Genomic DNA, 26,751 nt, shown 5'->3' with positions numbered 1-26,751 from the left:
TTATCGCCACCATTGGCGGATTTTTTGATAACGCAATGCTAACAATATAAGAGCGCCGAGTGCGTAAAAAAACGGCAGCGGAGAGAGCGTCTTGACTGACCACAGGTAGTGCAGCGGAGCGATAATCGCCGCCAGATAGACCAGGTTATGCAGTTTTTGCCAGCGGAGACCCAGGGTGGACATGGCGCGCCGGGTGGAGGTCAGGGTCAGGGCAAGCAGGATTAGCCAAGCCGCCAGCCCCAGAGTGAGGTAAGGGCGGTGCAGCAGCTCGCTGCCCAGCAGCGCGACGTTGCCACCCAGCTCCAACAGCAGGTAGCTCAGCAGATGCAGCGAGGCCCAGACAAAGCACCATACTCCCAGCAGACGCCGGGTCCGCATCAGCTGGCTCTGGCGGGTCAGCCGCGCCAGCGGAGAGACAACCAACGTAGCCAGCAGCAGTTTTAGCGCCATCAATCCTGTCATGTGCTGAATGTCCTTGGCTGGATCGGCGCTGAGCCAGCCCTGTGAGGCCGCCAGCGGCAGCCACAGCAGCGGCAGGCCCGCCGCCAGCCAAATCAGCCACTTCAGCGCGGTAATCCGGGCAGGGTTCAGGCGCCTCATCAGTAGTATTTCCTCAGGTCCATCCCCTGATACAGCGAGGCGACCTGATCGGCATAGCCGTTAAACGGCAGCGTTGGCTGCCGCTTGACGTCCAGAATCCCACCGCTGCCGATCAGTCGCTCGCTGGCCTGGGACCAGCGCGGGTGGTCAACCTGCGGATTGACGTTGGCATAAAAGCCGTACTCTTTGGGGGCGAGCAGATTCCAGGTAGTGGGTGGCGCATTTTCCACCAGGCGGATGTGCACGATCGACTTGATACCTTTAAAACCGTATTTCCACGGCACCGTCAGGCGGATCGGCGCCCCGTTTTGTGGCGGCAACCCTTTGCCGTAGACGCCGACGCTGAGCAGGGTCAGCGGGTGCATGGCTTCATCTATCCGCAGCCCTTCGACATAGGGGTACTTCAGACCGCCGCCGATAAAGCGATCCTTTTGACCCGGCATCTGTTCGGGATCGTACAGGGTGGTAAAGGCGACATAGCGCGCCCGGCTGGTGGGCTCGGCCTGGCGCAGCAGCTGTCCCAGCTCAAAACCGACCCAGGGGATCACCATGGACCAGGCCTCTACGCAGCGCATGCGGTAGATGCGCTCCTGCAGCGGGAAGCGGCGCAGGATATCGTCCATATCCAGAGTCATCGGTTTGGCCACCTCACCGTCGAGGGTGATAGTCCAGCCGTCGGTGCGCAGAGAGCCCGCGTTGGCGGCCGGATCGGCCTTGTCCAGGCCAAATTCGTAGAAGTTGTTGTAGCCGCTGACCTTGTCTTCCGGGGTCAGCGGCAGATCGGCCTGCCAGGTGGGGGGCGGGTGAACTCCAGCGCCTTGCCCGGCGGCGCCGGCGGACGATCGTTCCCCTTAAACCAGCTGAGCAGATCGGCGTGGGCCGACGGGGTGATGGCCAGCGCCGCGGCGCTGATGCCGAGCGCTTTGAGTACGCGTCGCCGCTGGTAGAACAGATCTTCAGGGGTGACATCGGCATCGCGCAGTGTTGGGTATCGGGCCATGGTCGCACTCCTTGATAATAGGTCTTATTCTACATCATGGCAGGAAAGTGACCGGGTGTGGTGAGTATCACAAAATTGTTATACTTGGCGGCGGGAGCCCGCCGCCGCACAGCAGGGTCTAGCGCAGGCGCACCAAGGTACGTCCGGTGATGCGGTTAGCCATCAGATCGGCCGCGGCCGGGATCGCCTGCTCCAGGGTAATCTCGTTGGCGCAGCGGCGGTAGAAATCGGCCGGCAGCAGCTCGGCCAGGCGCTGCCAGGCTTGGGTGCGCAGCGCCAGGGAGGCCATGACCGAGTCCACGCCCTGCAGCCGTACGTTGCGTAGAATGAACGGCATCACGGTGGTCGGCAGGGTAAAGCCGCCCGCCAGCCCACAGGCAGCGACCGTGCCGTTGCTGTCCATCTGCGCCAGCGTTTTGGCCAGCACCTCGCCGCCGACGGTGTCAACGGCGCCGGTCCAGCGCTGTTTTTCCAGCGGGCGGGCCGGGGTCTGGAAATCGGCCCGCGGCAGCACCTGCTGAGCGCCGAGCGCCAGCAGATAGTCGTGGTTCTCCTCCCGTCCGCTGACGGCCGTCACCCGGTAGCCCAAGCGGCTGAGCAGCGCGACGGCGGTGCTGCCGACGCCGCCGCTGGCGCCGGTGACCAGCACGTCACCCTGATCGGGGGTGACTCCCCCCTCTTCCAGTGCCATCACACACAGCATGGCGGTCAGGCCGGCAGTGCCGATAATCATCGCCCGGCGGCCATCCAGCCCCTGTGGCATCGGCAGCAGCCAGTCGGCGGCGACCCGCGCCTGCTGCGCCAGCCCGCCCCAATGATGCTCCCCGACGCCCCAGCCGGTCAGCAATACCTCTTGGCCGGGAGCGAAGCGCACATCGCTGCTCTGGTTTACGATCCCGGCAAAATCGATGCCCGGTACCATCGGAAACTGGCGCACGATCTTGCCTTTGCCGGTGATGGCCAATGCATCCTTATAGTTAAGATCGGACCAGTGGACGTCAACCAGAACCTCCCCGGCGGGCAGCTCGTCGCTGTTCAGCTGTTGAATATGGGCATGGGTCTGACCGTCACGGTTGTCGAGTAGCAGCGCTTTCATGATGGGATCCTGTTGATTGAGTGGCTGAATACCGACGCGTTTCTGCGGCGGCGATGCCTATTCTATAACAGGAATAGGGCGCCGCCTGCGACGGCGACCATTCCGCCGGTGAGCGGCGTCAGATAATGCACCCCGCGCCGCTCGATGTACCCGAACAGCAGCCCCAGCGTTAGCCCGGCCCCGTGCAGCAGGGCGGTCACCAGGGCGAACCCCAGGCCGTAGCTCAGACCGTCGGCGTCTGCCGGCATCTCCATGCCGTGGGCGTAGCCGTGAAACAGGGCGAACAGCCCGACCAGCAGGCAGCTTGGCAGCAGGGGAAGACGTACCCGGGCGGCGACCAGCAGTCCCAGCACCAGCACTGAGGCGGTGATGCCGAATTCAATTGCCTGTCCGGGCACCCTGTTGAATACCAGAGCCAGGGCACCGCCGACGATCATGGTGAGAACAAAAGCGGCGGGGATCCCCCACAGCGCCTTACCGCCGCGCTGGGCGGCCCACAGCCCCACCGTTAACATCGCCAGCAGGTGATCGAGGCCGGAAAGCGGGTGGTAGGCACCCGCCCAGAAGCCGTGGGTCGCCCCGACACCGGTGTGAGCCAGCGTCGGCGTCGCGGCGCACAGCAGCAGGAGTAGGAGCAGGCCGTGTAGGCTGCTCAGAAAAGATAATTTTTTCATAGGATAACCCTGTCTATTAATCATTGAGTTTATGTTTAATATATTGTATTGCAAGGGGATTTTTGGTGTGTCTCTACGGCGATGTAAAGTGCGGTGGCGATGTGCTCAGATGGTAAATGTCAGAACTGTGGTGTATCCGACATTTTGTACATTCCCAGAGGTTGTTTGCATTAAAAGGAAAAATCCGATCTACGAAAATAATTTATATAAATGATGATATGGTCAGCGTCGGAATTGTTTACTATTGAGGCAGACACTCTCCCCAGGCGGCGCACGCAGAGGGCGTCTTTTTTTCACGGCGATGACGCTTAACGGAATGGGTGGGGTCAGGGATGCGTATTACAACAAAATTCTTTGCCTTTACTACCTTACTGGTTGTGTTAGGGATGTTTCTGATGCTGCTGGGCAGCACCTATAGCTTTTACAGCCAGACCCATCAGCGTGCAGAGATCCAGCTTAATATCCTGACGGCGATGATCGACCAACAGCTGTTGACCGAGTCCCGCGACAGCGTAAAGCGTTGGCTTCCGGTGATGATGCGATCGGCCGGTGCCGTCGAGCTGTCGGTTTATCATGACGGTAGCCAGGTCTATTACCACCATCTGCCCGCGCTGTACAACCCGTGGCGCACCGACGATAACCTGCGTAGCTTTGAGTCGCCGCTGCTGCAGCATCCGGGCTATCGTCTGAAGCTGGTCTACATTGAACCAACGGACAGCTATAGCCACTCGCTGGAGCGCATGTTCCCGCTCTCGCTTTCCATTGGCGTTATGGTGATCATGCTGTTTATCGCCTATCGCTGGCTGCGTAGACAGACCCTGGGGATCGAGCGGCTGGATCGCCGGTCGCGCCGTATTCTGTCCGGCGATCGCGATCTGCGCGTGGGCGGCGTCGGCGAGTTTCCCGCCAGCGTCAGCAGCGCGCTCGACTGCCTGCTCTCCGAGCTGTCCGATGCGTGCGAAGAGCGCAGCCGTATCGACTCGCTGATCCGCGCTTTTGCTGCACAGGACTCGCGCACCGGGTTGAACAACCGCCTGTTTTTCGATAATCAACTGACCACCCTGCTAGAGGATGAGGGAGCCCACGGCGTGGTGATGATCCTGCGTCTGCCGGATCTGGAGACGCTGGTCAGCCAGCCTGGACGGCGCCAGCGCGAAGAGTTTCGCTATGCGCTGACCAATATGCTGTCGACCTATGTCATGCGCTACCCTTCAGGCCTGTTGGCCCACTATTTTCAGAATAACTTTGCCGTGCTGCTGCCGCATCGTTCGCTGAAAGAGGCGGAGGGCTTTGCCGCTCAGCTGCTGGCTTCGCTGGCGGCTATTCCCTCGGCACCGGGGGTGAGCACCGATGAGGTGTTGCATATCGGGATCACTCTGTACCGCGCTGGCGAGCAGGTGGAGTCGGTGATGGATCGTGCCGAGCAGGCGGCGCGCAGCGCGACCCTGCAGGGCGGCAACGGATGGTTTGTCGATAAGACGCCGCAGCCGGAGATGGTGCGCGGTAGCGTGCGCTGGCGTACCCTGCTGGAGCAGACCCTGGCGCGCGGCGGGGCGAGGTTGTTCCATAAGCCCGCGGTAACGGTGGATGGGCGGGTGCATCACCATTACATCCTGCCGTATATTTATGACGGTAATCAGCCAATCCTCAGCGCTGAATTTATGCCGCTGGTGCAACAGTTGGGGCTGGCGGAGCGCTTCGATCGCCAGATGGTCAGTCAGATTATTCCGTTGTTGCGCCGTCTGCCGGGACAAAGGCTGGCCTTTCCGCTGACGGTTGACTCATTATTACAGCGTAGCTTTCAGCGCTGGCTGCGCGACACCCTGCTGCAGAGTGAGCGCCTGCTGCGGCGGCGCATCCTGATCGAACTGAGCGAGGCGGATGTCTGCGCCCATCAGGCGCGTCTGGGTCCAATTCTGCGCCTGCTGCGTGGGCTGGAGTGCCAGATAGTGGTCTCTCAGGCCGGGCTGCGCATCGTCAGTACCACCTATATCAAGCAGCTGCAGGTGGCGCTGGTGAAACTGCATCCGGCGCTGGTGCGCAATATTGATCGGCGTATCGAAAACCAGCTGTTTGTTCAGAGTATCACTGGCGCTTGCGAGGGTACCGTCGCACAGGTCTTCGCCACTGGGGTGCGTAGCAAAGAGGAGTGGCGGGTTCTCAGGGAGAAAGGGATCGCCGGTGGTCAGGGGGATTTTTTTGCAAAATCACGACCGGTTCTCTAGTCGGAAAAAATATTGTGACGGATAATGAATTGCGCTTTTTGTCAGGGAGAATTCACGTAGAATAACGTGTAATCTGTGCTTCTACGGTTGGTGGGCGCTTACGCGCTGCCCGGTGCGTGTCGTCAATGTCCTCCCGACGTGCGGGAAAACGGTGCAGATTTCCCCATATCTGTGTCGTTGAAATATGAGTTATCTGAATTATTGATGCGCTGTGTTGCAGCCGGTAACGGATGCGTGGTGCGGTAACGTGGCGATGTAGGGCGTGCTGGTGTCATCGGGATAGCCTTTCCCCGTTTTCGTCGGCGTTCCAACGTGGTGTCATGATAAATACCACCCCCTAATCTGTTGAATGGTAAATGCGGTGTACTTTTTCACCGGAGCAGAATGTTTTTGCGCCTTGTCGCTGTTCCGCGTGGTTGGTAAAGTAAGCGGATTTTATTTTTCGCCTCCAGCTTTCAGGATTATCCTTCAGTTATGTTTAAAAAATTTCGTGGCATGTTTTCCAATGACTTGTCCATCGACCTGGGTACTGCCAATACCCTGATTTATGTAAAAGGACAAGGCATTGTTTTGAATGAGCCCTCCGTGGTCGCTATTCGCCAAGACCGCGCCGGTTCTCCGAAAAGTGTTGCCGCCGTGGGGCATGAAGCGAAGCAGATGCTCGGCCGTACGCCGGGCAATATTGCCGCTATCCGCCCGATGAAAGACGGCGTGATCGCCGACTTCTTTGTCACCGAGAAGATGCTGCAGCACTTTATCAAGCAGGTGCACAGCAATAGCTTCATGCGTCCGAGTCCGCGCGTGCTGGTGTGTGTGCCGGTAGGTGCCACGCAGGTTGAGCGCCGTGCTATCCGTGAATCTGCCCAGGGCGCCGGTGCCCGCGAGGTATTCCTGATCGAAGAGCCGATGGCGGCTGCGATCGGTGCCGGTCTGCCGGTTTCCGAGGCGACGGGCTCCATGGTGGTGGATATCGGCGGCGGTACCACGGAAGTGGCGGTGATCTCCCTCAACGGCGTGGTGTACTCCTCCTCCGTTCGCATCGGCGGTGACCGTTTTGACGAAGCGATCATTAATTATGTGCGCCGTAACTATGGTTCACTGATCGGTGAGGCGACCGCGGAACGTATCAAGCATGAGATCGGCTCCGCCTACCCGGGCGATGAGGTGTGTGAGATCGAAGTGCGCGGGCGTAACCTGGCTGAAGGGGTTCCGCGCGGCTTTACCCTCAATTCCAATGAAATCCTGGAGGCGCTGCAGGAGCCGCTGACCGGCATCGTTAGCGCGGTGATGGTGGCACTGGAGCAGTGCCCGCCGGAGCTGGCCTCCGATATCTCCGAGCGCGGCATGGTGCTGACCGGCGGTGGAGCGCTGCTGCGCAACCTGGACCGTCTGCTGATGGAAGAGACAGGGATCCCGGTCGTGGTGGCCGAAGACCCGCTGACCTGTGTGGCGCGCGGCGGCGGCAAGGCGTTGGAAATGATCGACATGCATGGCGGTGATCTGTTCAGCGAAGAGTAATCCCTCTGCGGCGGGCGCGGGCGTCCGCCGGGGATGATACGAATGCCTGACACCGGGTGGGGAGATCTCCCTGTCCGGTGTTCGTGTATCGCGCGATCGCTACATGCGCGGGTCTGCGTGCGGCGCAGGTTCGACGTCGAGGATAACGCAATTTTATGAAGCCGATATTCAGCAGGGGCCCCTCCCTGCAACTGCGACTTTTTTTGGCGGTGGTGGCGGCGGTAGGATTGGTGGTGGCTGACAGTCGTCTGGGTATGTTTCAGCAGCTCCGCACCTACCTCGATACCTCCGTGAGTCCGTTCTATTATCTGTCCAACGGTCCCCGTCAGTTCCTGGATACCCTTTCCAATACGTTCGCCACCCGTGATCGGCTGGAGCTGGAAAACCGGGCGCTTCGCCAAGAACTCTTATTAAAAAACAGCGATCTGCTGCTGCAGGGACAATTGAAGCAGGAAAACGCGCGCCTACGCGAACTGTTGGGTTCGCCGTTGCGTCAGGATGAACACAAGATGGTGACCCAGGTCATCTCTACGCTGCCCGATCCCTACAGCGATCAGGTGGTGATCGATAAGGGCAGCAACAGCGGCGTTTACTTCGGCCAGCCAGTGATCAGCGATAAAGGAGTGGTTGGCCAGGTGGTGGCGGTCGGTAAAGCGACCAGCCGGGTGCTGCTGATCTGCAACGCCTCCCACGCACTGCCGATTCAGGTGTTGCGTAACGATATCCGCGTGCTGGCCGCCGGTAATGGCTGCAGTGACGATCTGCAGCTGGAGCATCTGCCGGCAAACACCGATATTCGCGTCGGTGATGTACTGGTGACCTCCGGTCTGGGCGGTCGTTTCCCAGAGGGTTACCCGGTGGCGGTTGTCTCGTCGGTGAAGGTGGATAACCAGCGTGCCTATACGGTGATCAAGGCGCGACCGACCGCCGGTCTGCAGCGCCTGCGTTACCTGCTGCTGCTGTGGAGCGGCGATCGTGACGGCAGCCCGCCGTTGCCGCCGGATGCGGTACAGCGGGTGGCCAACGAGCGCCTGATGCAGATGATGCCGCAGGTGCTGCCGCCGCCGTCGGCGATGGGGCCGCCGGCGCCGCCTCCCGCATCGGATGCAGAGTCTGCATCGACGCCTCCCTCCGCCTCTGCGGTGGGAGGCGCGAAGCTGACCGCCGCGCCGGGTACGGTACCGCCGCAGGGCAATAAACAGGAGGTGCGCTGATGTCGGGATACCGTAGTCATGGAAGCTGGATTATCGTGCTGTTCTTCCTGTTGGCCTATGTCCTGCAGATTATGCCTTGGCCGGATGATATTGCCATGTTTCGCCCTAACTGGATGGCGCTGTTTCTGATTTACTGGACCATGGCGCTGCCGCACCGGGTTAACGTCGGCACCGGCTTTCTGCTGGGACTGGGATGGGATCTGATCCTGGGGTCAACCCTGGGGATCCGCGCGCTGGCCTTTAGCCTGCTGGCCTATCTGGTGGCCTTTAAGTTTCAGCTGCTGCGCAATATGGCGCTGTGGCAGCAGGCTCTGATGGTCATGGCGCTGACGGCGGCGATGGACATCGTGATTTTCTGGGGAGAGTTTGTGGTAACGAACGCCGCATTCCGCCCTGAAGTATTCTGGAGTAGTGTAGTGAACGGGTTGCTATGGCCGTGGCTGTTCCTGCTGATGCGTAAGGTCCGCCGCCAGTTTGCCGTGCAGTGACGGTGTGCGGCGGTGCTGAATACAGGGTTATCGAAAGCGTATGTGTGAAATCTATCTGGCCTCTGGCTCCCCGCGTCGGCGTGAACTGCTGACGCTGATGGCCATTCCCTTTGAGCGTTTAACGCTGAGTGTGGAGGAGCAGCGCCGTCCAAACGAGGCGCCGCTGGCGTATGTCTGTCGCCTGTCGCGCGACAAGGCGCAGGCCGGCGTGGTTGCCGCGGCGCAGGATCGTCCGGTGTTGGGGGCCGATACCATCGTGGTGCTCGACGGCGACGTGCTGGAAAAGCCGCAGGATCCGGCGCAGGCGGCATTGATGCTGCGGCGCCTGTCCGGGCGCAGCCATCAGGTGATCACGGCGCTGACTCTGGCCGATCGGCGGGACTGCCTCAGCTGCCATGTGGTGACCGACGTGACCTTCTGTACCCTGAGCGAGGCGCAGATCGCCGACTATGTGGCCAGCGGCGAGCCGCTGGATAAGGCCGGTGCCTACGGCATTCAGGGTCAGGGGGGCTGTTTCGTCCGCGCGATCAACGGCAGTTATCATGCGGTGATGGGACTGCCGCTGGCGGAGACCCGCGAGCTGCTGGCACGCTTTATGGCGTTAAGGGATGAGAGGAGAGATCATGACAACTGAACTGTTGGTTAACATTACCCCATCGGAAACGCGCGTAGCTTATATCGATGGTGGTATCCTGCAGGAGATCCATATTGAGCGGGAGTCCAAGCGGGGCATCGTTGGCAATATATACAAAGGGCGCGTGAGCCGGGTTCTGCCTGGAATGCAGGCGGCCTTTGTAGATATTGGTCTGGAGAAGGCGGCGTTTCTGCACGCCTCCGACATTATGCCGCACACTGAATGCGTTGCCGGTGATGAGCAGAAGAACTTTCACGTGCGTGATATCGCCGAGCTGGTGCGTCAGGGGCAGGATCTGATGGTGCAGGTGGTAAAGGATCCGCTGGGCACCAAGGGGGCGCGGCTGACCACCGATATTACCTTGCCGTCGCGCTATCTGGTATTCATGCCGGGTGCCAGCCATGTCGGGGTATCGCAGCGCATCGACAGCGAGGCAGAGCGTGAGCGCCTGAAGGCGATCGTCGCCCCGCACTGCGATGCGCTGGGCGGCTTTATTATCCGCACGGCGGCGGAGGGGATCGATGATGAGGAGCTGGCGCAGGATGCTGCCTTTCTCAAGCGTCTGTGGATCAAGGTGATGGAGCGTAAGCGTCGCAATAAGACCAAGTGTATGCTGTACGGTGAGCTGGCGCTGGCGCCGCGGGTGTTGCGCGACTTTGCCGGTGCCCCGCTGAATCGCATCCGGGTGGACTCGCGCCTGACCTACGATCTGCTGCAGGATTTCACCCGCGAATATATGCCGGAGATGACCCACTGCCTGGAGCTATACAGCGGTAAGCAGCCGATCTTTGACATGTACGATGTGGAGAATGAGATCCAGCGGGCGCTGGAGCGCCGGGTGGAGCTGAAGTCGGGCGGCTATCTGATCATCGATCAGACCGAGGCGATGACCACCATCGACATTAACACCGGCGCCTTCGTCGGCCATCGCAACCTGGATGAGACCATCTTCAATACCAACGTAGAGGCGACCCAGGCCATTGCCCGCCAGCTGCGTCTGCGCAACCTGGGCGGCATCATCATCATCGACTTTATCGACATGAGCTGCGAGGATCACCGGCGGCGGGTGCTGCACTCGCTGGATCAGGCTCTCGGCAAGGATCGGGCGAAAACCAGCATCAATGGCTTTTCGCAGCTAGGCTTGGTAGAGATGACCCGTAAGCGTACCCGTGAGAGCATCGAGCACGTACTGTGCGGTGAGTGTCCTACCTGCCACGGCCGCGGCACGGTAAAAACCGTGGAGACGGTCTGCTATGAGGTGCTGCGTGAGATCGTGCGGGTGCACCATGCCTATGACAGCGATCGCTTTCTGGTGTATGCCTCTCCGGCGGTGGGTGAGGCGCTGAAGAGCGAAGAGTCCCACGCACTGGCGGAGGTCGAGTTGTTTGTCGGCAAACAGGTTAAAGTACAGATTGAGCCGCTCTACAGTCAGGAGCAGTTCGACGTGGTGATGATGTAACGGCGTTGACGCCGGGGACGGGATCGATCCGCTGGGTTAGGTTTGAACGATAGGAGAACGGCGTGAGGCGACTGTCCGGTTACCTGCTGGCAACGCTGGCGACCCTGATCGTACTGGTCGCTTTGCTGGTGAGCGGGCTGCGTTTACTGCTGCCGCATATTGACAGCGTACGCCCGCAGATCGCCGCACGCCTCGGCCAGTTTATCGGTGCGCCGCTGACCATCGGCGAGCTGAGCGCCAGCTGGCACGCTTTTGGCCCCATGCTGGAGGCGCGCGACATCGCTCTGCGGGGAGAGCAGGGGCTGCTGCAGGTACGGCGTATGACGCTGGGACTGGACGTCTGGCAGTCACTGCTGCACGCGCGTCCGCAGTTTCGCGATCTGACGTTCTATCAGCTGCAGGCCAGCACCGATCGCCCACTGGCGCGCGAAGAGGGCCACGGCGGCCTGAAGCGCGACGAGCTGAGCAACATCTTCCTGCGCCAGTTTGACCACTTTACCCTGCGCGACAGCCGCCTGCGCTTTCCCTCTCCCTCCGGCGTTCCGCTGCAGCTGACCGTCTCCCAGCTGACCTGGGTCAACGGCCCAGAGCGTCACCGCGCAGAAGGGGAGGTCAGCTTCTCCACCCCGCAGGGGCAGCACGGAAATCTGCAGCTGCGCATGGATCTGCGCGATAAGAATGGCCTGCTCAGCGACGGCGAGATCTACCTGCAGGCGGACCAAATCGATCTGCGACCCTGGCTGAGCCGCTGGATCAACCGCAATACCGGACTGAACGCGGCCGATTTTAGCCTGGCCTCCTGGCTCAGCGTCCGTGACGGCGAGCTGGCGGGGGCGCTGATCCGCCTGCGTGATGGCCAGGCGGGATGGCGTGCAGACGATCGGCCGCACCGGCTGACGGTGAACGATCTGACGCTCCAGGCGACGCGTCGCGACGGCGGCTGGCAGCTGGATGTCCCCAGACTCAACCTGGCGACGGACGGGCAGCCGTGGCCCGCGGGGCATCTGAGCCTGCTCTATCTGCCTCAACAGGGAACGACGCAGGATGAGGAGCTGCGGCTGCGGGCCACCGATCTGCAGCTGGCGCGTATTACACCGCTGCTGCCGGCCTTCAGCTTTCTGTCACCGGCGCTGGTGGAGCCACTGCAGCGTCTGCAGCCGCAGGGATACATCAGCCGGGTGGGCATCGATATTCCGCTGCAGCAGCCCGGGCGCAGCCGGGTGCTGGCTGATTGGCACGGCGTCAGCTGGCAGCCCTGGAAGCGGCTGCCCGGCATCGATCGCTTCAGCGGCTCCCTGAGCGGCAGCGGGCAGGATGCCCGGCTGCGCTTTAAGCTGCAAGAGAGCACCCTGCCCTATGCCGCGATGTTCCGGGTACCGCTGTCGGTGCAGCGCGCCAGCGGCACGGTCAGCTTTACCCGTGATGGTCAGGGGTGGACGCTGAGCGGGCAAGATATGGATGTGCAGGCACGTGCCCTGTGGAGCCACGGGGGCTTCCGCTACCATCAGCCGACGACGGGGTCGGCGCTGCTCAGTATTCTGGCCGGTATTCGCCTGACGGACGCCCGCGAAGCCTGGCGCTACTTCCCCGAGCCGCTGATGGGAACGGCGCTGACGGACTACCTGAGCGGGGCGCTGGAGGGGGGGGCGGTGGAGAACGCCACGCTGCTGTATGACGGCGATCCGCAGCAGTTCCCCTATCTGCATCACGACGGTCAGTTCCAGGTCTATGTGCCGCTGCGCCAGGCCACCTTCCGCTTTCAGCCGGACTGGGCTCCCCTGACCGATCTGTCCATCGACCTCAATTTTCTTAACGACGGGCTGTGGATGTTTGCGCCGTCAGCCCATCTGGGGGCGGCGCGCGGAAGCAATATTTACGCCGACATACCGCGGTATGGTGCTGAGCGTCTGCTGATCCGCGCCGGGGTAGCTGGCAGCGGCAAGGCGGTGCGCGACTACTTCATGCGGTCGCCGTTGAAAAACTCGGTAGGTGCAACGCTGGATGAGCTGCAGGTGGGCGGTGACGTAACCGGCCGCCTGGATCTGGATATCCCGCTTGACGGCGGCGATACCCGCGCCCGCGGAGAGGTACGCCTGGACAATAACTCACTTTTTATCAAGCCCATAGACAGCCAGATGCAGGGGGTCAGCGGCGCGTTTCGCTTCGACGATGGCCGCCTGCAGAGCGATCGGCTGAGCGCCCACTGGCTGGGGCAGCCGCTGACGCTGCAGTTTGCCACTGCTCCCCAGACCGAACGGTATCAGGTTGCAGTCGATCTGAACGGCGACTGGCTGCCGTCCCGTCTGCCGTGGCTGCCGCCGGGAATGGATACGCGTCTGCAGGGGAACGCCCCCTGGCAGGGTAAGGTGACGATCGATCTGCCTGAGCGCGGCGCCAGCCGCTATCAGGTCAACGTCGAGGCCGACCTGCGCGCGGTGGCCAGCACGCTGCCCGCGCCGCTGACGAAAGCGGCCGGCGCGGCCCAGCGGCTGAAGGTTAACGCCGACGGCGATATGGCGGGCTTTACGCTCAGCGGCAGCCTGGGCCACGATAGCCATTTTGCCGCGAACGTGGCGCTCGCCCCACGCGGCGTGGTGCTGGACAGTCTGAGCTGGGACAGTCAGAGCAGCGCTGCGCCGCAGACACAGCCCGGCCAGGTCACGCTGCGCCTGCCGCCGCTGGACGGTGCCGGGTGGCTGGCCCTGCTGGCGGCGCCGCTGTCGCCGCAGCTGGACAGCCGCAGCGTGCTGCGCCTGCCGACGCAGATAGCCCTTTCTACGCCGCGTCTGCTGTTGGGTGGCCAGGCCTGGCACCAGCTGAGCCTGGCGCTGACGCGACAGGGGGAGACGACGCATCTGCGCGCCAATGGCCGAGAAATCCGCGGTACCGCGCGTCTGGGCGCCGGGACGCTGAGCGCCGCGCTGGACTTTCTCTACTACGCTCCCCAGCCGGTGACACAGGGGAGCGCGGCGGAGCCCATCGCCCGGCCGCTCACCGGTCAGCCGCCCCTGTTTCGTCGCTGGCCGACCATGCAGCTGCGCTGTAAGTCGTGCTGGTTTATGGGGCAAAATCTGGGGAAAGTGGCCGCCGATATGCGGGTGGAGGGGGATACCCTGCAGCTGACGGATGGCCTGCTGGACAGCGGTAACACCCGCCTGACGCTGAGTGGCCGCTGGCAGCAACAGGACGGCATTAGCCGGACGCAGATCAGCGGGGTACTGCAGGGCGCGAACCTGACGGACAGCGCGGACTTTTTTGGCCTGACCCTGCCGCTGAAGCAGTCCGCCTTTAAGGGCGACTACGATCTCCGCTGGCAGGGGGAACCCTGGCAGCCGCACATAGAGACGCTGGATGGCACGCTGCGGGTACGCCTGGGCAAGGGGGTGCTTGAGAGCATGGATACCGGCCGCGCTGGCCAGCTACTGCGGTTGGTAAGCTTTGATGCCCTGCTGCGCAAGCTGCGTCTGGACTTTAGAGACACCTTCGGCGAAGGTTTTTACTTCGATGGCATCAAGGGACATATCGCCCTGCATAACGGGGTGATGTCGACGGACAATCTGCTGATCGATGGCCTCTCTGCGGACGTGGCGATGGACGGCACGGTGAACCTGGTGACCCAGCGGATCGATATGCAGGCGGTGATCGCACCGGAGCTGTCGGCGACGGTCGGCGTGGCCACCGCCTTTGCCGTTAATCCGGTGGTGGGGGCCGCGGTCTTTGCCGCGTCAAAAGTGCTGGCGCCATTGTGGAATAAAATATCGCTGATACGCTACAACATAAGCGGTGGGCTCGACAGCCCGACGATCCATGAAGTGTTACGTCAGCCGAAGAAGGAGAAGGCACAATGAGGAATGCCAACGTCGCCTTACTGCAACTGTGCAGCGGCGAAAACAGCCGCGCCAACCTGGCACAGATTGAGCAGCAGTTGAAGCAACTCAACGGCAATATCAGGCTGGCGTTGACCCCGGAGAATGCGCTGCTGTTCAGCGACGCCGCGGGGTACCGCCAGCACGCTGAGCGGGAGGGTGACGGTCCGCTTCAGGCGGCGGTGTGCTCTCTGGCACGTCGCTACGGGGTGTGGCTGTTGGTCGGCTCAATGCCGCTGTACAGCCGCGAGGATGTCGGTGGCATTACCTCCAGCAGTCTGCTGTTTGACGACGGCGGCACGCTGCGCGCCCGCTACGATAAGCTGCACATGTTCGACGTCGAGGTGCGTGACGCGCACGGCCGTTACCGCGAGTCTGACGTTTACCGTCACGGTGAAATGGTGACGGTGGTGGATACGCCGGTTGGCCGCCTGGGGATGACCATTTGCTACGATCTGCGCTTTCCCGGCCTGTTCCAGGCGCTGCGCGCGCAGGGGGCGGAGATTATCTCGGTACCGGCTGCTTTTACCCGGGTGACGGGGGAGGCGCATTGGGAGGTGCTGCTGCGCGCCCGGGCGATAGAAAACCAGTGCTATATTCTGGCGTCGGCCCAGGTCGGCAGCCACGGAGATACCCGGCGCACCTGGGGCCACAGCATGGCAGTGGACGGCTGGGGCCGCGTGCTGCAGCAGAACACCGACGCTGTACGGCCGATAAAGATTAACGTGAATACCAACTCACTGAGCGTGCTGCGCGATCAGATGCCACTGGCACAGCACAACCGATTCCAGCCTGAGCTGATCCATCTTCACCAAGGGTAAATACACCATGAGTCTGACGTTTGTCAGTGAGCAGTTACTGGCTGCCAACAATCTGAATCATCAGGATTTATATAATGTCTTGGGGCAGTTGAATGCACGGCGCCTGGACTATGCCGATCTCTATTTCCAGTCCAGCGTACACGAATCCTGGGTATTGGAAGATCGCATCATTAAAGAGGGCTCTTACCATATCGATCAGGGGGTGGGGGTGCGGGCCATCCACGGTGAAAAGACCGGGTTCGCCTATGCCGATCAGATAACCCTGCAGGCGCTGACCCAGAGCGCCCACGCCGCGCGCAGCATCGTGCGCGAGCAGGGCGATGGGCGATCGCACACCCTGGGAGGGCTCAAGGCGGTCTCCCGCTACGGCACGCACTCCCCGCTCGATAGCCTGCCACGCGAGGAGAAGATCGCGTTGCTGGCGCAGGTCGATCGGGTGGCGCGGGCGGCCGATGCCCGGGTTCAGGAGGTGAATGCCAGCCTGACCGGGGTGTATGAGCTGGTGCTGGTGGCCGCCAGCGACGGTACGCTGGCGGCGGACGTACGGCCGTTGGTGCGCCTCTCCGTCAGCGTGCTGGTGGAGCAGGATGGCCGACGCGAGCGCGGCAGCTGCGGTGGCGGCGGCCGCTTTGGCTATGATTGCTTCCTGACCCCCCACGACGGCGAGGTGTGTGCCGATGCCTATGCGCGCGAGGCGGTACGCATGGCGCTGGTCAACCTGCACGCCAAGGCGGCACCGGCCGGTACCATGCCGGTGGTACTCGGCGCCGGCTGGCCGGGTGTGTTGCTGCACGAGGCGGTCGGCCACGGGCTGGAGGGGGACTTTAACCGGCGCGGCACCTCTGTGTTCAGCGGTCAGCTGGGCCAGCAGGTGGCCTCGCCGCTGTGTACCGTGGTGGACGATGGTACGCTGGAGGGGCGGCGCGGTTCGCTGGCGGTGGATGACGAAGGGGTACCCGGCCAGTACAACGTACTGATTGAGAACGGGGTGCTGCGTGGCTATATGCAGGATAAGCTCAACGCCCGCCTGATGGGGATGGCGCCGACCGGCAACGGCCGCCGCGAATCCTATGCCCACCTGCCGATGCCGCGGATGACCAACACCTATATGCTGGCCGGGGAGAGCACGCCGCAGGCGATTATCGAGAGCGTGGAGTATGGGTTGTATGCCCCTAACTTCGCCGGTGGTCAGGTCGATATCACCTCAGGTAAGTTTGTCTTCTCCACCTCTGAAGCCTATCTGATCGAGAAGGGACGGATCACCCATCCGGTGAAGGGGGCGACCCTGATCGGCTCCGGCATTGAGGCGATGCAGCAGATCTCGATGGTGGGCAACGATCTGGCGCTGGATAAGGGGGTCGGGGTCTGCGGCAAAGAGGGGCAGAGCGTGCCGGTCGGCGTCGGCCAGCCGACGCTGAGGCTGGATGCGATGACCGTCGGCGGCACCGCCTGAGTTCGGCGCGATTCGCCACGGTATCTCCCGCGGGCCGGCCTTTGCCGGCCCGCGCTATTTCTCCTGGCGGGTATCGCGGAAGGTATCCGCCATCTGGGCAAAGTAGTCGCTCAGGTACTCCAGGCAGAGACGCAGCTTGATGGGCAGGTGCGCTTTCTGGGCGTATAGCGCATATACCGGGCGCGGGGGGGACTGGTACTGGGGAAACAGGATCTCGACCTCTTTACGCCGCACCGCATCGATCACCCACATCAGTGGCAGATAGGTGATCCCGGCCCCGGCATTCAGCCAGCTCAGCAGGGTCTGGGCATCATTGGTATGGAAACGTCCGCTGGGCATCAGCCGTAGCGACTCCCCCTCCGGGGCGGTCAGCGTGAGTTCGGGGGCGGGCTGGCCGCTAAAGTTGAGCCAGCTATAGCTGCCCAGCTCGGCGGGGTTCTCCGGAGTTCCGTGCCGCTGCAGATAGCATTTGGCGGCGCAGATCACCATGGGCATGGCGCCCAGGGAGCGGCAGAACAGGCGTGAGTCCTGTAGATCGCCGGCGCGGACCACCAGATCCAGCCCGTCGGCGATCAGATCGGGCGCCGGGACGCCGGTGACCAGATTGACCGACAGTCCGGGGTATTCGGCCAGCATCCTGGCGCTGATCGGTGCCAGAACGTTTTGCGCCATGGTGGCCGAGCAACCGATGCGCAGGGTTCCGCTGGGAGTATTGTTGTAGGCATACAGCTGTTCGTGCACCTCCTGGGCCTCCTGCAGCATCTTACGGCAGCCCTGATAATAGATGCGTCCGGCCTCGGTCAGGCTGATGCGGCGGGTACTGCGGTTGAGCAGCCTGATCTGCAGAGATTGCTCCAGCTTGGTAATGGTCTGGCTGATGGATGATACGCTCATCGCCAGCTGCGCTGCGGCGCCGGTAAATGAGCCGCATTCGACCACCCGGGCGAAGATGGCCATACGCTTTAATCGCTCCATTTTTAATCCTGTCTTAATGGTGGTAGCCGCATTTAAAACCATTTGTATGTTTTATGTTCGTTTTTCTCTGTCAATAATAGATAATCACCGATGATTGTTTATTTATAGTAAAAAGTGATTTGCGTCACAGATTATATATCCCCACGGCGCATTAGGCTAACATGCTCCCGCGTCGCCGATGTCGGGACGCATCTGTTCCGCCCGGCGCCTGCGGCGTACATCGCGTAACCTCCACCCCTTTTTTCTCTGTCCGTCGCACTTCGTCATCAGCCGCGTGCGGGCATGCGTCGTTGAGTAAGGATTTTGCCATGGGAACGCTGCCCGTGATGGTGCTGTTTGGCCTCTCTTTCCCGCCGGCCTTTTTTGCGCTGCTGGCGGCTTTGCCCCTGTTCTGGCTGTTGCGGCGTCTGCTGCAGCCCAGCGGGCTGTACGACATGATTTGGCATCCCGCGCTGTTTAACTGCGCGCTGTACGGGTGTCTTTTTTATTTGGTGAGCTGGCTTTTTATCTGAAGGGGGTTCTGTGAAGCGTTGGATTGGACGCATGACGCGGGCGACCGTTACGCTGGCCTTACTGGCGCTGGCCGTACTGGCGGTCTCCAAGGCCTGGGTGTTCTATACCGCCTCTCCCTGGACGCGGGATGCGCGTTTCAGCGCCGACGTGGTGGCCATCGCCCCCGACGTCAGTGGGCTGGTGGAAAGCGTGCAGGTACAAGATAACCAGCGGGTGGCGCAGGGGGCGGTGCTGTTCCGCATCGATCCGCAGCGCTACCGCGCGGCGTTGGCGCAGGCCGAGGCGGACGAGCGCTACTATCAGGCGCTGGTGACGGAGAAACGGCGAGAGTCGCAGCGCCGGGCCGATCTGGGCGGACGTCTCGTCGCTCAGGAGAGCATCGATCTCGCCTACAGCGCGCTGGCGGCGGCCGAGCAACAGTTGGCCAGAGCCCAGGCGACCCTGACCCTGGCGCAGCTGGATCTGGAGCGCACGGTGGTGCGGGCACCGGCCAGCGGCTGGGTGACCAACCTGCAGGTTCACGGCGGCGAGTTTATCAACCGCGGGGTTAACGCCGTGGCGCTGATTAAGCAGAACAGCTTTTACGTGCAGGCCTATATGGAGGAGACCAAGCTGACGGGAGTCCGCCGCGGCTCACCGGTGCAGATCACGCCGCTGGGCAGCGATCGCATTCTGCACGGTACGGTGGACAGTATCTCCGCCGGGGTCAACGACGGCAGCGCGACGCCGGGGCGTAAAGGGTTGGCGACGGTGGACTCCAATCTGGAGTGGGTACGTCTGGCGCAGCGGGTGCCGGTGCGTATTCGCCTGGATGCGGCGACCCAGGCGCATCCCTATCCGGCGGGTACCACGGCGACGGTAGTGATCGGCACCGGCGGTGAGGCGCAGGCCGCGCGCCCGGCGCCGTACCGGCGTCTGCTGCAACGTCTGCGTGAGTTGGGCTGAGTCGGGGGCTAATATGCTGTATCCACGCGCGATCCGCCTGCGCTTTGCCTGCAAGCTGACGCTGGCAAGCGTTCTGTCGCTGCTGCTCGGGTTCTATTTCGGTCTGCCGATGCCGCGCTGGTCAGCGCTGACCGCTGCCCTGGTGGCCGCTGCCCCGGCCTTTGCCGCTGGCGGTGAGCCTTTTTCTGGCGCCATTCGCTACCGCGGCTGGCTGCGTATCATCGGCACGGTATTGGGTTCCCTGTGCGCCCTGCTGCTGATGATGCTATTGATTCGCGCACCGCTACTGATGATCCTGCTGTGCTGCCTGTGGGCGGGTGTCTGCACTTGGCTGTCGTCGCTGGTGCGTATGGAGAACTCCTATGCACTGGGGTTGTCCGGTTATACGGCGTTGATCATCGTCGTCTCCTGCCTCGGCGAGCCGCAGTTTATCCTGCAGCTGGCTCTGGAGCGCTGTGGGGAGATCGTGCTGGGGATCGTCTGCGCGGTGCTGGTAGATACGCTGCTGGCGCCGCGCTCGGTTAAGGGGGAGGTGGATCGCGTCGTCGGCGGCATGTTGCTCGGCCAGCTACGCCTGCTACAGTGCTGTGTCGACGGTCGCGACGGTGATGCCATCGACCGGAGCTGGCACAGGTTGATTAGGGAGAGTCATACGCTGGAAGAGATGCGCGCCAGCCTGGCGCTGGAGTCGTCTCGCTGGCCGCGTGCCTGTCGTCGGCTAACGGCGCTGCACACCCTATCGCTGACGCTGATCACCCGGGCATGTGAAATTTTTCTGACTCAGTGTCAGACCCCTATGGCGCTGCCTGCGCCGTTTTTGGCCCTGATAGCTGCTCCGGTAGACACGCCTGAGGAGGCCTATCAACGCTTAAAGCAGCTGCGTCGCCTGCTGGTGGCGCACGGGGAGCATCAGCTGCCGCCCGCGCTGATCGGCTGGATCGGTGGCGCCAGTCGGCTGCAACTGTTGGTCAAAGGTGTGGCGAGCAATGTCCGTATCGGGCGGTATGAGGCGGCGACCCTCGCTCACGACACCGCACCGCGCCCGCTCTACTCCGTCCAGGGGCACCATGCATTGATCAATGGCCTGCGCACCTGGCTGGCCACCTCGCTGGGCGCGCTGTTTTGGCTGTGGAGCGGCTGGAGCGCGGGCAGCGGCTGTATGATCATGATCGCGGTAGTGACCTCGCTGGCGGTACGCACCCCCAATCCGCGGATGGCGGCGATTGACTTTTTGATGGGCTCGCTGGTGGCGCTGCCGGTCGGCGCACTGTACTACACGCTGATCCTTCCCGCCACGCAACAAAGCCTGGTACTGTTGTGCCTGAGCCTGGGCGCGTTGACCTTTATCTGCGGGATGGCGGTACAAAAGCGCCGTCTGGGATCGATGGGAACGCTGGCCTCGACCCTGAATATTCTGGCGCTCAGCAATCCGATGGGGTTTCCGATAGAGCGCTTTGTCGACAGCGCTATCGGCCAGATGGTCGGTTGCCTGCTGGCGCTGGTGGTGCTGCTGGTGGTACACGATCGTTCGCGCGCCCGCACCGGGCGGGCGTTGATGCGGCATCTGGCGTTTGGCGCAGTGGCGGCCCTGCGGAGAGAGGGGACGCGTGGAAACCTGCTGCCGGCCCTCTACCGCCAGCTGCTTTTGCTGCTGACGCTGTTTCCCGATGACATTGGGCGTTATCGCCTGGCGCTGACGCTGATCGTCCTACAGCAGCGTTTGGCGCACTCGGCGCTGCCATGTGATGCCGGGCGGCTGCGTGCTATCGACGCAGCGGCAACCCGGCTCTTGAGCGGGGGCGGTTCGGCACGGTGCAGCGGTGCTCTTTTGCAGTTGACGACGGAGCTGGGTGACTATGCCGATTGTCTGGCGCGGCAGGGTATCGCCAGCGCCGTGCTGCAGCCGTTGCATCAGCTTGCCGATGTGCTGTATCGATACCGCAGCGTGCTGCTGGATTAGGTGCATCGCTAACCCGGTGGCGCTTGCATCGGTACGATGATTAACCAAACGGATGCTTTATTAATCAAGTAACCGTTTGCGCTAAATCAATCACTGGGGAAGATTGTGCTTGCGGCGAGGGGATCGATGAGTATAATGCCGGACAATTTGCCGGGAGACAGCATGAGAAACAGCGTAGGCTATTGTGGTTTATCGGTCGTGATGCGACCGAAAAATCTGCCCCATCAGGGCAGCCACTGGCCGTTTTTCTCCCGTCGTATCCTCGATCGTAGAAAACCCCTCATTTGAGGGTTTTTTTTTGCCCATAATCCGGCAAGTTGAAAAATTAACCCGAGTGAACAGGATGCCCGCGTCGCTGGCGTCAGAATAGGAGAGCACCAATGGCTAATCCCTTGTATCTAAAAGATATTGTCTCCATCAACGATCTGAGTCGCCGCGAGCTTGAGCTGGTACTTGATACCGCCGCCCGCCTGAAGGCCACGCCGCAGCCGGAGCTGCTGCGCCACAAGGTGATCGCCAGCCTGTTCTTTGAGGCCTCCACCCGTACCCGCCTCTCTTTTGAAACCGCCATGCACCGCCTGGGCGCCTCGGTGGTCGGCTTTGCCGACAGCAGCAACACCTCGCTGGGCAAGAAGGGGGAGACGCTGGCGGATACCATCTCGGTGATCGGCACCTATGTCGACGCCATCGTGATGCGTCACCCGCAGGAGGGGGCCGCCCGTCTGGCCACGGAGTTCTGCGGCCGCATCCCGGTGGTCAACGCCGGTGACGGCGCCAACCAGCACCCGACCCAGACGCTGCTGGATCTATTTACTATTCAGGAGACCCAGGGGCGCCTGAATAACATCAATATCGCCATGGTTGGCGACCTGAAGTATGGGCGCACCGTGCACTCCCTGACTCAGGCGCTGGCCAAGTTTGAGGGTAACCGCTTCTTCTTCATCGCTCCGCAGGCCCTGGCGATGCCGGATTATATTCTGACCATGCTGGAGGAGAAGGGGATCGCCTACAGCCTGCATGAAACCATTGAAGAGGTGATTCCACAGCTGGATATTCTGTATATGACCCGGGTACAGAAAGAGCGTCTGGATCCCTCCGAATACGCCAACGTTAAGTCGCAGTTCATTCTGCGCGCCACGATGCTGGAGGGAGCGCGCGATAACCTGAAAGTGCTGCATCCGCTGCCGCGTATCGACGAGATCACCCCCGACGTCGATGTCACCCCCTATGCCTACTATTTCCAGCAGGCGGGCAACGGTATCTTCGCCCGTCAGGCGCTGCTGGCCCTGATCCTCAACGCTGAACTGAATTTCTAAGGGAGAAACGAAATGACTCACGACAACAAATTACAGGTTGAAGCGATTAAATGCGGCACCGTCATTGACCATATCCCGGCGCACGTTGGCTTTAAGCTGCTGACCCTGTTCAAGCTGACGGAGACCGATCGGCGGGTCACCATCGGCCTGAATCTGCCCTCTAACGCACAGGGCAGCAAGGATCTGATCAAGATTGAGGATGTCTTTCTCAGCGAGGAGCAGGTGAACCAGCTGGCGATTTACGCCCCGCGCGCTACGGTCAACTGCATTGAGAACTACAGCGTGGTGCGCAAGATGGTGCCGAGCCTGCCGGAGCGCATCGACAGCGTACTGACCTGTCCCAACAGTAACTGCATCAGCCGCAGCGAACCGGTTTGCTCCAGCTTCAGCGTGCGCGCCCGTGCCGGTGAGGTACTGCTTAAGTGCAAGTATTGTGAGAAAGAGTTTGCGCATCACGCCGTGATGGAACAGTGATCCGGCAGGGTGGGATTTGCCGTGCGGGCTCCTTATAATGGGGCCTGGTTACCGTAGTCCCGCGGTAACGTCACATCCTACCATCCTTAAGGAGCAGATATGTCTGGCACCATCAGCACTGAGCACGCACCGGCCGCCATTGGGCCTTATGTACAGGGCGTTGATCTGGGCAACATGATCATCACCTCCGGCCAGATCCCGGTTGACCCAAAAACCGGTCTGGTTGCGGACGATGTTGCCGCCCAGGCCCGTCAGTCGCTGGAAAATGTGAAAGCGATCGTTGAAGCCGCCGGCCTGAGTGTGGCCAGCATCGTGAAGACGACCGTATTCGTTAAAGATCTGAATGATTTTGCGACGGTGAACGCCACCTATGAAGCGTTCTTTAATGAGCACAGTGCGCCGTTCCCGGCCCGCTCCTGTGTGGAAGTGGCTCGCCTGCCGAAAGATGTGAAGATCGAAATCGAGGCTATCGCGCTACGTCGCTGATATCTATCGGTCAGCCCGAATGGGCTGACCGCTGCGTTACCCCCGCCGATGGGGGTAACGCAGCGGCCATGGGGGCGCGGACGGAGGTCAGTCCTGCTCCCCTGCTACCTCGGCATTGCCAAAGAACAGCTGCGTAACCAGCTTGTTGTCGATGGCTTCGCCGCTCAGGGTGCGCACCAGCAGTTCGCTGCCCAGCAGCTGCAGCGAGAACACCATATCTGGCTGTACCCGCTTGATCTTCTGCAGATGCTTACTGGCGTTGACCAGCGAAATGGTCTTGGTGGCGCCGCCTGCCACCTCTTTGGCTGCCAGGACGATAAAGGCGTTTTCCGCATCGTCCTCGCGCAGCGCCAGAATGTACAGCGCACGCGCGGCGCCGGCCTCCGTCAGCACCTGTGCGCTGGAGGGATCGCCGACCACCACATCAGCATCCTGCGGGTACTCGTGGGCGACGCTCATCGGGACGATGGCGGTGATCGCATCGCCGCGCTCCTTCAGCCCCTTGTAGATACTGAGCGCCAGCGGCGACGCGCCGGCGATGATAAAGTGGTTTTTGCGCATCACGTGAGAGATCCTGCCTTTAACCATGCGTTTAAGGTTGCCGCCGATCACCGGACCGATGATGGCGCTGATTGACGTGGCGAATACCGTAATTCCCATCACGATCACCGAGATGGTGAACAGCCGCGCGGTGGCGGTATAGGGAACGATATCGCCGAAGCCGACGGTGGACATGCTGACGACTGAAAAGTAGAACGCGGTGACCACGTCCAGGATCGGCGGCTTGAACTCGTTGCCCAGATACAGCGAGCCAAAGATGGCGTAGATGAGCAACGAGGCAAAGCTGACCAGGGCAAACAGGCTGCCGGCAGCCAGGCTGGCCCGGTCAAATCGCTCCCAGTAGCGTATCAGTAGGGCGATCAGAACCAGGGTATACAGCGTCAGGTTATGGCTGTAGCCCTCCAGATTGGTCAGCGAGATGTCCTGCCAGTTCCACACCCTGAGATCGTGCCACAGCAGGCGTACCAGATCCTGTGCCTGCCAGATGGGCAGACTGGGATCCTGGATCAGCGACAGCACGGCGATGGCGATCAGCAGCAGCAGGGTAAACGCCCAGGCGACGCGTGCGCGTAACAGCATACCGATGGACATCAGCATCAGTGCTACCCCCAGCATGACGCGGGGGATCTCCAGCAGATTAACCATGGAGAGTGCTTCTCTCCAGCTGCGGAATGACTGTATTGCGCCGGGAACATAGCGGAATGCCTGGATGACCACCGGTTCGGCAAACAGATAGCCCTCAAGGGCAACCAGCAGCGCCAGACACCATGAAGGCTTAAACAGGCTACATACGCGGTGGAACAGTTTTTTCATAGCGATGCGCGTTAAGGAAATAATAAAAAGTGTAACGCGTATGGGCGGTAATGGATAGGGAGACCCGCCTTAAGGGCGGGTCTGTGGGCGGATAAATCTCAGAATCAGAAAAACCCCAATGCGCGATCGCTGTAGCTGACCAGCAGGCATTTCGTCTGTTGATAATGATCCAGCATCATTTTGTGGGTTTCACGCCCGATTCCGGACTGTTTATAGCCACCGAATGCCGCGTGAGCCGGGTAGGCATGGTAGCAGTTGGTCCAGACCCGTCCGGCCTGAATGCCTCGCCCCATCTGGTAAGCCAGTGTGCCATTACGGGTCCATACGCCAGCGCCAAGGCCATAGTGGCTGTCGTTGGCCAGCGCCAGCGCCTCATCGCGATCGCGGAAGGTGGTTACGGCCAGCACCGGGCCAAAGATTTCCTCCTGGAAAATACGCATGCGGTTGTGGCCGCGCAGAATGGTGGGCTGCAGATAGTACCCTTGCGCCAGTGCGCCCGTCTGGTGGTGTATCCCACCGCCGGTCAACAGCTGCGCCCCCTCCTTTTGTCCCAGGGCGATGTAGTTGAGGATGGTCTCCACTTGACCTGCAGAGACCTGTGCGCCCATCTGGGTTTCGGTATCTAAGGGGTTCCCGCTGCGGATAGTCTCTACCCGCCGGATGGCGCGCTCCATAAAGCGTTCATAGATGGACTCCTGGATGAGCGCCCGGCTGGGACAGGTGCAGACCTCTCCCTGGTTAAAGGCGAACATGGCCAGGCCTTCCAGCGCCTTATCCAGAAAGGCGTCATCCTTATCCATGACGTCTTCAAAAAAGATGTTCGGTGATTTTCCCCCCAGCTCCAGCGTCACCGGGATAACGTTTTGGGCCGCATACCCCATGATGCGCTGGCCGACCTCTGTCGAACCGGTAAAAGCAACTTTGGCGATACGTGGCGAGGTTGCCAAATATTCGCCAATATCTCCCCCTGCACCGTTGACCACGTTGACGATGCCCGGTGGCAACAGATCGCCGATGAGCTCCATTAACGTCAGCACGGACAGCGGCGTCAGTTTGGCGGGTTTGAGTACCACACAGTTGCCTGCCGCCAGCGCCGGTGCCAGTTTCCAACAGGCCATCAGCAGCGGGAAGTTCCACGGAATTATCTGGCCGACCACGCCAAGCGGTTCATGGAAGTGGTAAGCGACAGTTTCATGGTCGATTTCGCTGATCCCCCCCTCCTGGGCGCGGATACAGGCGGCAAAATAGCGGAAATGGTCAATAGCCAGCGGCACATCGGCATTGAGGGTTTCCCGGATGGGTTTCCCATTATCCCAGGTTTCGGCATGGGCCAGCTCTACCAGATGTTGCTCCATACGATCGGCGATTTTGTTCAGCAGGGCCGCACGCTGCTGTACCGAGGTTTGTCCCCAGGCTGCACGGGCCGCATGGGCGGCATCCAGCGCCAAATCGATATCCTGCCGCCCGGAACTGGCGACTTCGCACAGCGGCTGCCCGGTGATGGGCGTTAAATTAATAAAGTAGTTGCCCTCGACGGGAGCCCGCCATTGGCCGTTGATAAAGTTGTCATAGCGGGCTTTTAGCTGCAATGGCGAGCCGGCGCTGGCCGGTGTGAAGGGCGCGTGATCGGTCATTACTGTCTCCTTGGCTGGTGGCGCCA

At 61.4% G+C, this 26,751-nt stretch carries 21 protein-coding genes and 1 pseudogene; 15 read left to right on the top strand and 7 right to left on the bottom strand.

The genetic code is table 11. The features are described 5' to 3' along the window. The 4 genes and pseudogenes from msrQ to EIEH_RS10550 form a co-directional block, all read right to left on the bottom strand. Positions 1-600 (bottom strand): protein-methionine-sulfoxide reductase heme-binding subunit MsrQ, encoded by a 600-nt coding sequence (gene msrQ, locus EIEH_RS10565; protein WP_015872703.1) that lies wholly within the window; start codon positions 598-600, stop codon positions 1-3. Next, positions 600-1,600, bottom strand: a pseudogene (gene msrP / locus EIEH_RS10560) (protein-methionine-sulfoxide reductase catalytic subunit MsrP). The gene msrQ and the pseudogene msrP overlap by 1 nt, the downstream one beginning before the upstream one ends. Before the next feature lie 118 nt (positions 1,601-1,718). Beyond that, a complete protein-coding gene (gene acuI, locus EIEH_RS10555) occupies positions 1,719-2,696 on the bottom strand; it encodes an acrylyl-CoA reductase (NADPH) (protein ID WP_015872702.1) in 978 nt (325 codons plus the stop codon). A 62-nt stretch (positions 2,697-2,758) separates the two neighbouring features. After that, the gene (locus tag EIEH_RS10550; protein WP_015872701.1) at positions 2,759-3,370 is read right to left on the bottom strand and encodes a HupE/UreJ family protein; all 612 of its coding nucleotides are present in this window, start codon (positions 3,368-3,370) and stop codon (positions 2,759-2,761) included. Positions 3,371-3,702: 332 nt separating this feature from the next. Here EIEH_RS10550 and csrD point away from each other — a divergent pair, with 332 nt between their 5' ends. The 9 genes from csrD (at position 3,703) to tldD (ending at position 17,048) form a co-directional block, all read left to right on the top strand. Beyond that, entirely contained in the window at positions 3,703-5,595 is a 1,893-nt protein-coding gene (gene csrD / locus EIEH_RS10545) for an RNase E specificity factor CsrD (RefSeq protein ID WP_015872699.1), read from the top strand. Positions 5,596-6,069: 474 nt separating this feature from the next. Further along, positions 6,070-7,113, top strand: a complete 1,044-nt coding sequence (gene mreB / locus EIEH_RS10540) for a rod shape-determining protein MreB (RefSeq protein ID WP_015872698.1) — start codon at positions 6,070-6,072, stop codon at positions 7,111-7,113. 155 nt (positions 7,114-7,268) lie between these two features. Beyond that, complete coding sequence (gene mreC, locus EIEH_RS10535) at positions 7,269-8,327, top strand: rod shape-determining protein MreC (RefSeq protein ID WP_015872697.1); 1,059 nt, start codon at positions 7,269-7,271, stop codon at positions 8,325-8,327. Then, positions 8,327-8,815, top strand: a complete 489-nt coding sequence (mreD, locus tag EIEH_RS10530; protein ID WP_015872696.1) for a rod shape-determining protein MreD — start codon at positions 8,327-8,329, stop codon at positions 8,813-8,815. The genes mreC and mreD overlap by 1 nt, the downstream gene beginning before the upstream one ends. A 40-nt stretch (positions 8,816-8,855) precedes the next feature. Beyond that, a complete protein-coding gene (locus EIEH_RS10525) occupies positions 8,856-9,449 on the top strand; it encodes a Maf family protein (RefSeq protein ID WP_015872695.1) in 594 nt (197 codons plus the stop codon). Further along, positions 9,439-10,908, top strand: a complete 1,470-nt coding sequence (gene rng / locus EIEH_RS10520) for a ribonuclease G (protein WP_015872694.1) — start codon at positions 9,439-9,441, stop codon at positions 10,906-10,908. The genes EIEH_RS10525 and rng overlap by 11 nt, the downstream gene beginning before the upstream one ends. 62 nt (positions 10,909-10,970) lie before the next feature. Further along, entirely contained in the window at positions 10,971-14,756 is a 3,786-nt protein-coding gene (gene yhdP, locus EIEH_RS10515; protein ID WP_015872693.1) for an AsmA2 domain-containing protein YhdP, read from the top strand. Further along, entirely contained in the window at positions 14,753-15,595 is an 843-nt protein-coding gene (nit1, locus tag EIEH_RS10510) for a deaminated glutathione amidase (protein WP_015872692.1), read from the top strand. The genes yhdP and nit1 overlap by 4 nt, the downstream gene beginning before the upstream one ends. A 7-nt stretch (positions 15,596-15,602) precedes the next feature. Then, the gene (tldD, locus tag EIEH_RS10505; RefSeq protein WP_015872691.1) at positions 15,603-17,048 is read left to right on the top strand and encodes a metalloprotease TldD; all 1,446 of its coding nucleotides are present in this window, start codon (positions 15,603-15,605) and stop codon (positions 17,046-17,048) included. A 54-nt stretch (positions 17,049-17,102) separates the two neighbouring features. On the opposite strand, the gene aaeR is transcribed toward tldD, so the two are convergent. Continuing rightward, positions 17,103-18,023, bottom strand: a complete 921-nt coding sequence (gene aaeR, locus EIEH_RS10500; protein ID WP_015872690.1) for an HTH-type transcriptional activator AaeR — start codon at positions 18,021-18,023, stop codon at positions 17,103-17,105. 308 nt (positions 18,024-18,331) lie between these two features. Here aaeR and aaeX point away from each other — a divergent pair, with 308 nt between their 5' ends. The 6 genes from aaeX to ridA all read left to right on the top strand — a co-directional run bounded on the left by aaeX (position 18,332) and on the right by ridA (position 23,717). Beyond that, entirely contained in the window at positions 18,332-18,535 is a 204-nt protein-coding gene (aaeX, locus tag EIEH_RS10495) for a p-hydroxybenzoic acid efflux pump operon protein AaeX (protein WP_012849940.1), read from the top strand. Positions 18,536-18,545: 10 nt separating this feature from the next. Further along, positions 18,546-19,481 (top strand): p-hydroxybenzoic acid efflux pump subunit AaeA, encoded by a 936-nt coding sequence (gene aaeA, locus EIEH_RS10490; protein ID WP_015872689.1) that lies wholly within the window; start codon positions 18,546-18,548, stop codon positions 19,479-19,481. Positions 19,482-19,494: 13 nt separating this feature from the next. Further along, complete coding sequence (gene aaeB / locus EIEH_RS10485) at positions 19,495-21,441, top strand: p-hydroxybenzoic acid efflux pump subunit AaeB (protein WP_015872688.1); 1,947 nt, start codon at positions 19,495-19,497, stop codon at positions 21,439-21,441. Between the two features lie 380 nt (positions 21,442-21,821). After that, a complete protein-coding gene (pyrB, locus tag EIEH_RS10480) occupies positions 21,822-22,757 on the top strand; it encodes an aspartate carbamoyltransferase (RefSeq protein WP_015872686.1) in 936 nt (311 codons plus the stop codon). A 12-nt stretch (positions 22,758-22,769) separates the two neighbouring features. Beyond that, a complete protein-coding gene (gene pyrI / locus EIEH_RS10475; RefSeq protein ID WP_015872685.1) occupies positions 22,770-23,231 on the top strand; it encodes an aspartate carbamoyltransferase regulatory subunit in 462 nt (153 codons plus the stop codon). Positions 23,232-23,330: 99 nt separating this feature from the next. After that, positions 23,331-23,717 carry a 2-iminobutanoate/2-iminopropanoate deaminase gene (gene ridA, locus EIEH_RS10470; RefSeq protein ID WP_012849935.1) on the top strand — a complete coding sequence of 129 codons (387 nt, stop codon included), beginning with the start codon at positions 23,331-23,333 and terminating at the stop codon, positions 23,715-23,717. 87 nt (positions 23,718-23,804) lie between these two features. On the opposite strand, the gene kch is transcribed toward ridA, so the two are convergent. Continuing rightward, positions 23,805-25,091, bottom strand: coding sequence for a voltage-gated potassium channel protein (gene kch, locus EIEH_RS10465; protein ID WP_015872684.1), 1,287 nt, complete (start codon positions 25,089-25,091; stop codon positions 23,805-23,807). 104 nt (positions 25,092-25,195) lie between these two features. Further along, positions 25,196-26,725 carry an acetaldehyde dehydrogenase ExaC gene (gene exaC, locus EIEH_RS10460; RefSeq protein ID WP_015872683.1) on the bottom strand — a complete coding sequence of 510 codons (1,530 nt, stop codon included), beginning with the start codon at positions 26,723-26,725 and terminating at the stop codon, positions 25,196-25,198. Positions 26,726-26,751 lie beyond the last annotated feature (26 nt).

The sequence above is a fragment of the Edwardsiella ictaluri ATCC 33202 genome, assembly GCF_000264785.1.
Taxonomy (GTDB): domain Bacteria; phylum Pseudomonadota; class Gammaproteobacteria; order Enterobacterales; family Enterobacteriaceae; genus Edwardsiella; species Edwardsiella ictaluri.
Note: the sequence above shows the minus strand (reverse complement) of the source record. Positions and strands in the feature narration are given on the sequence as shown.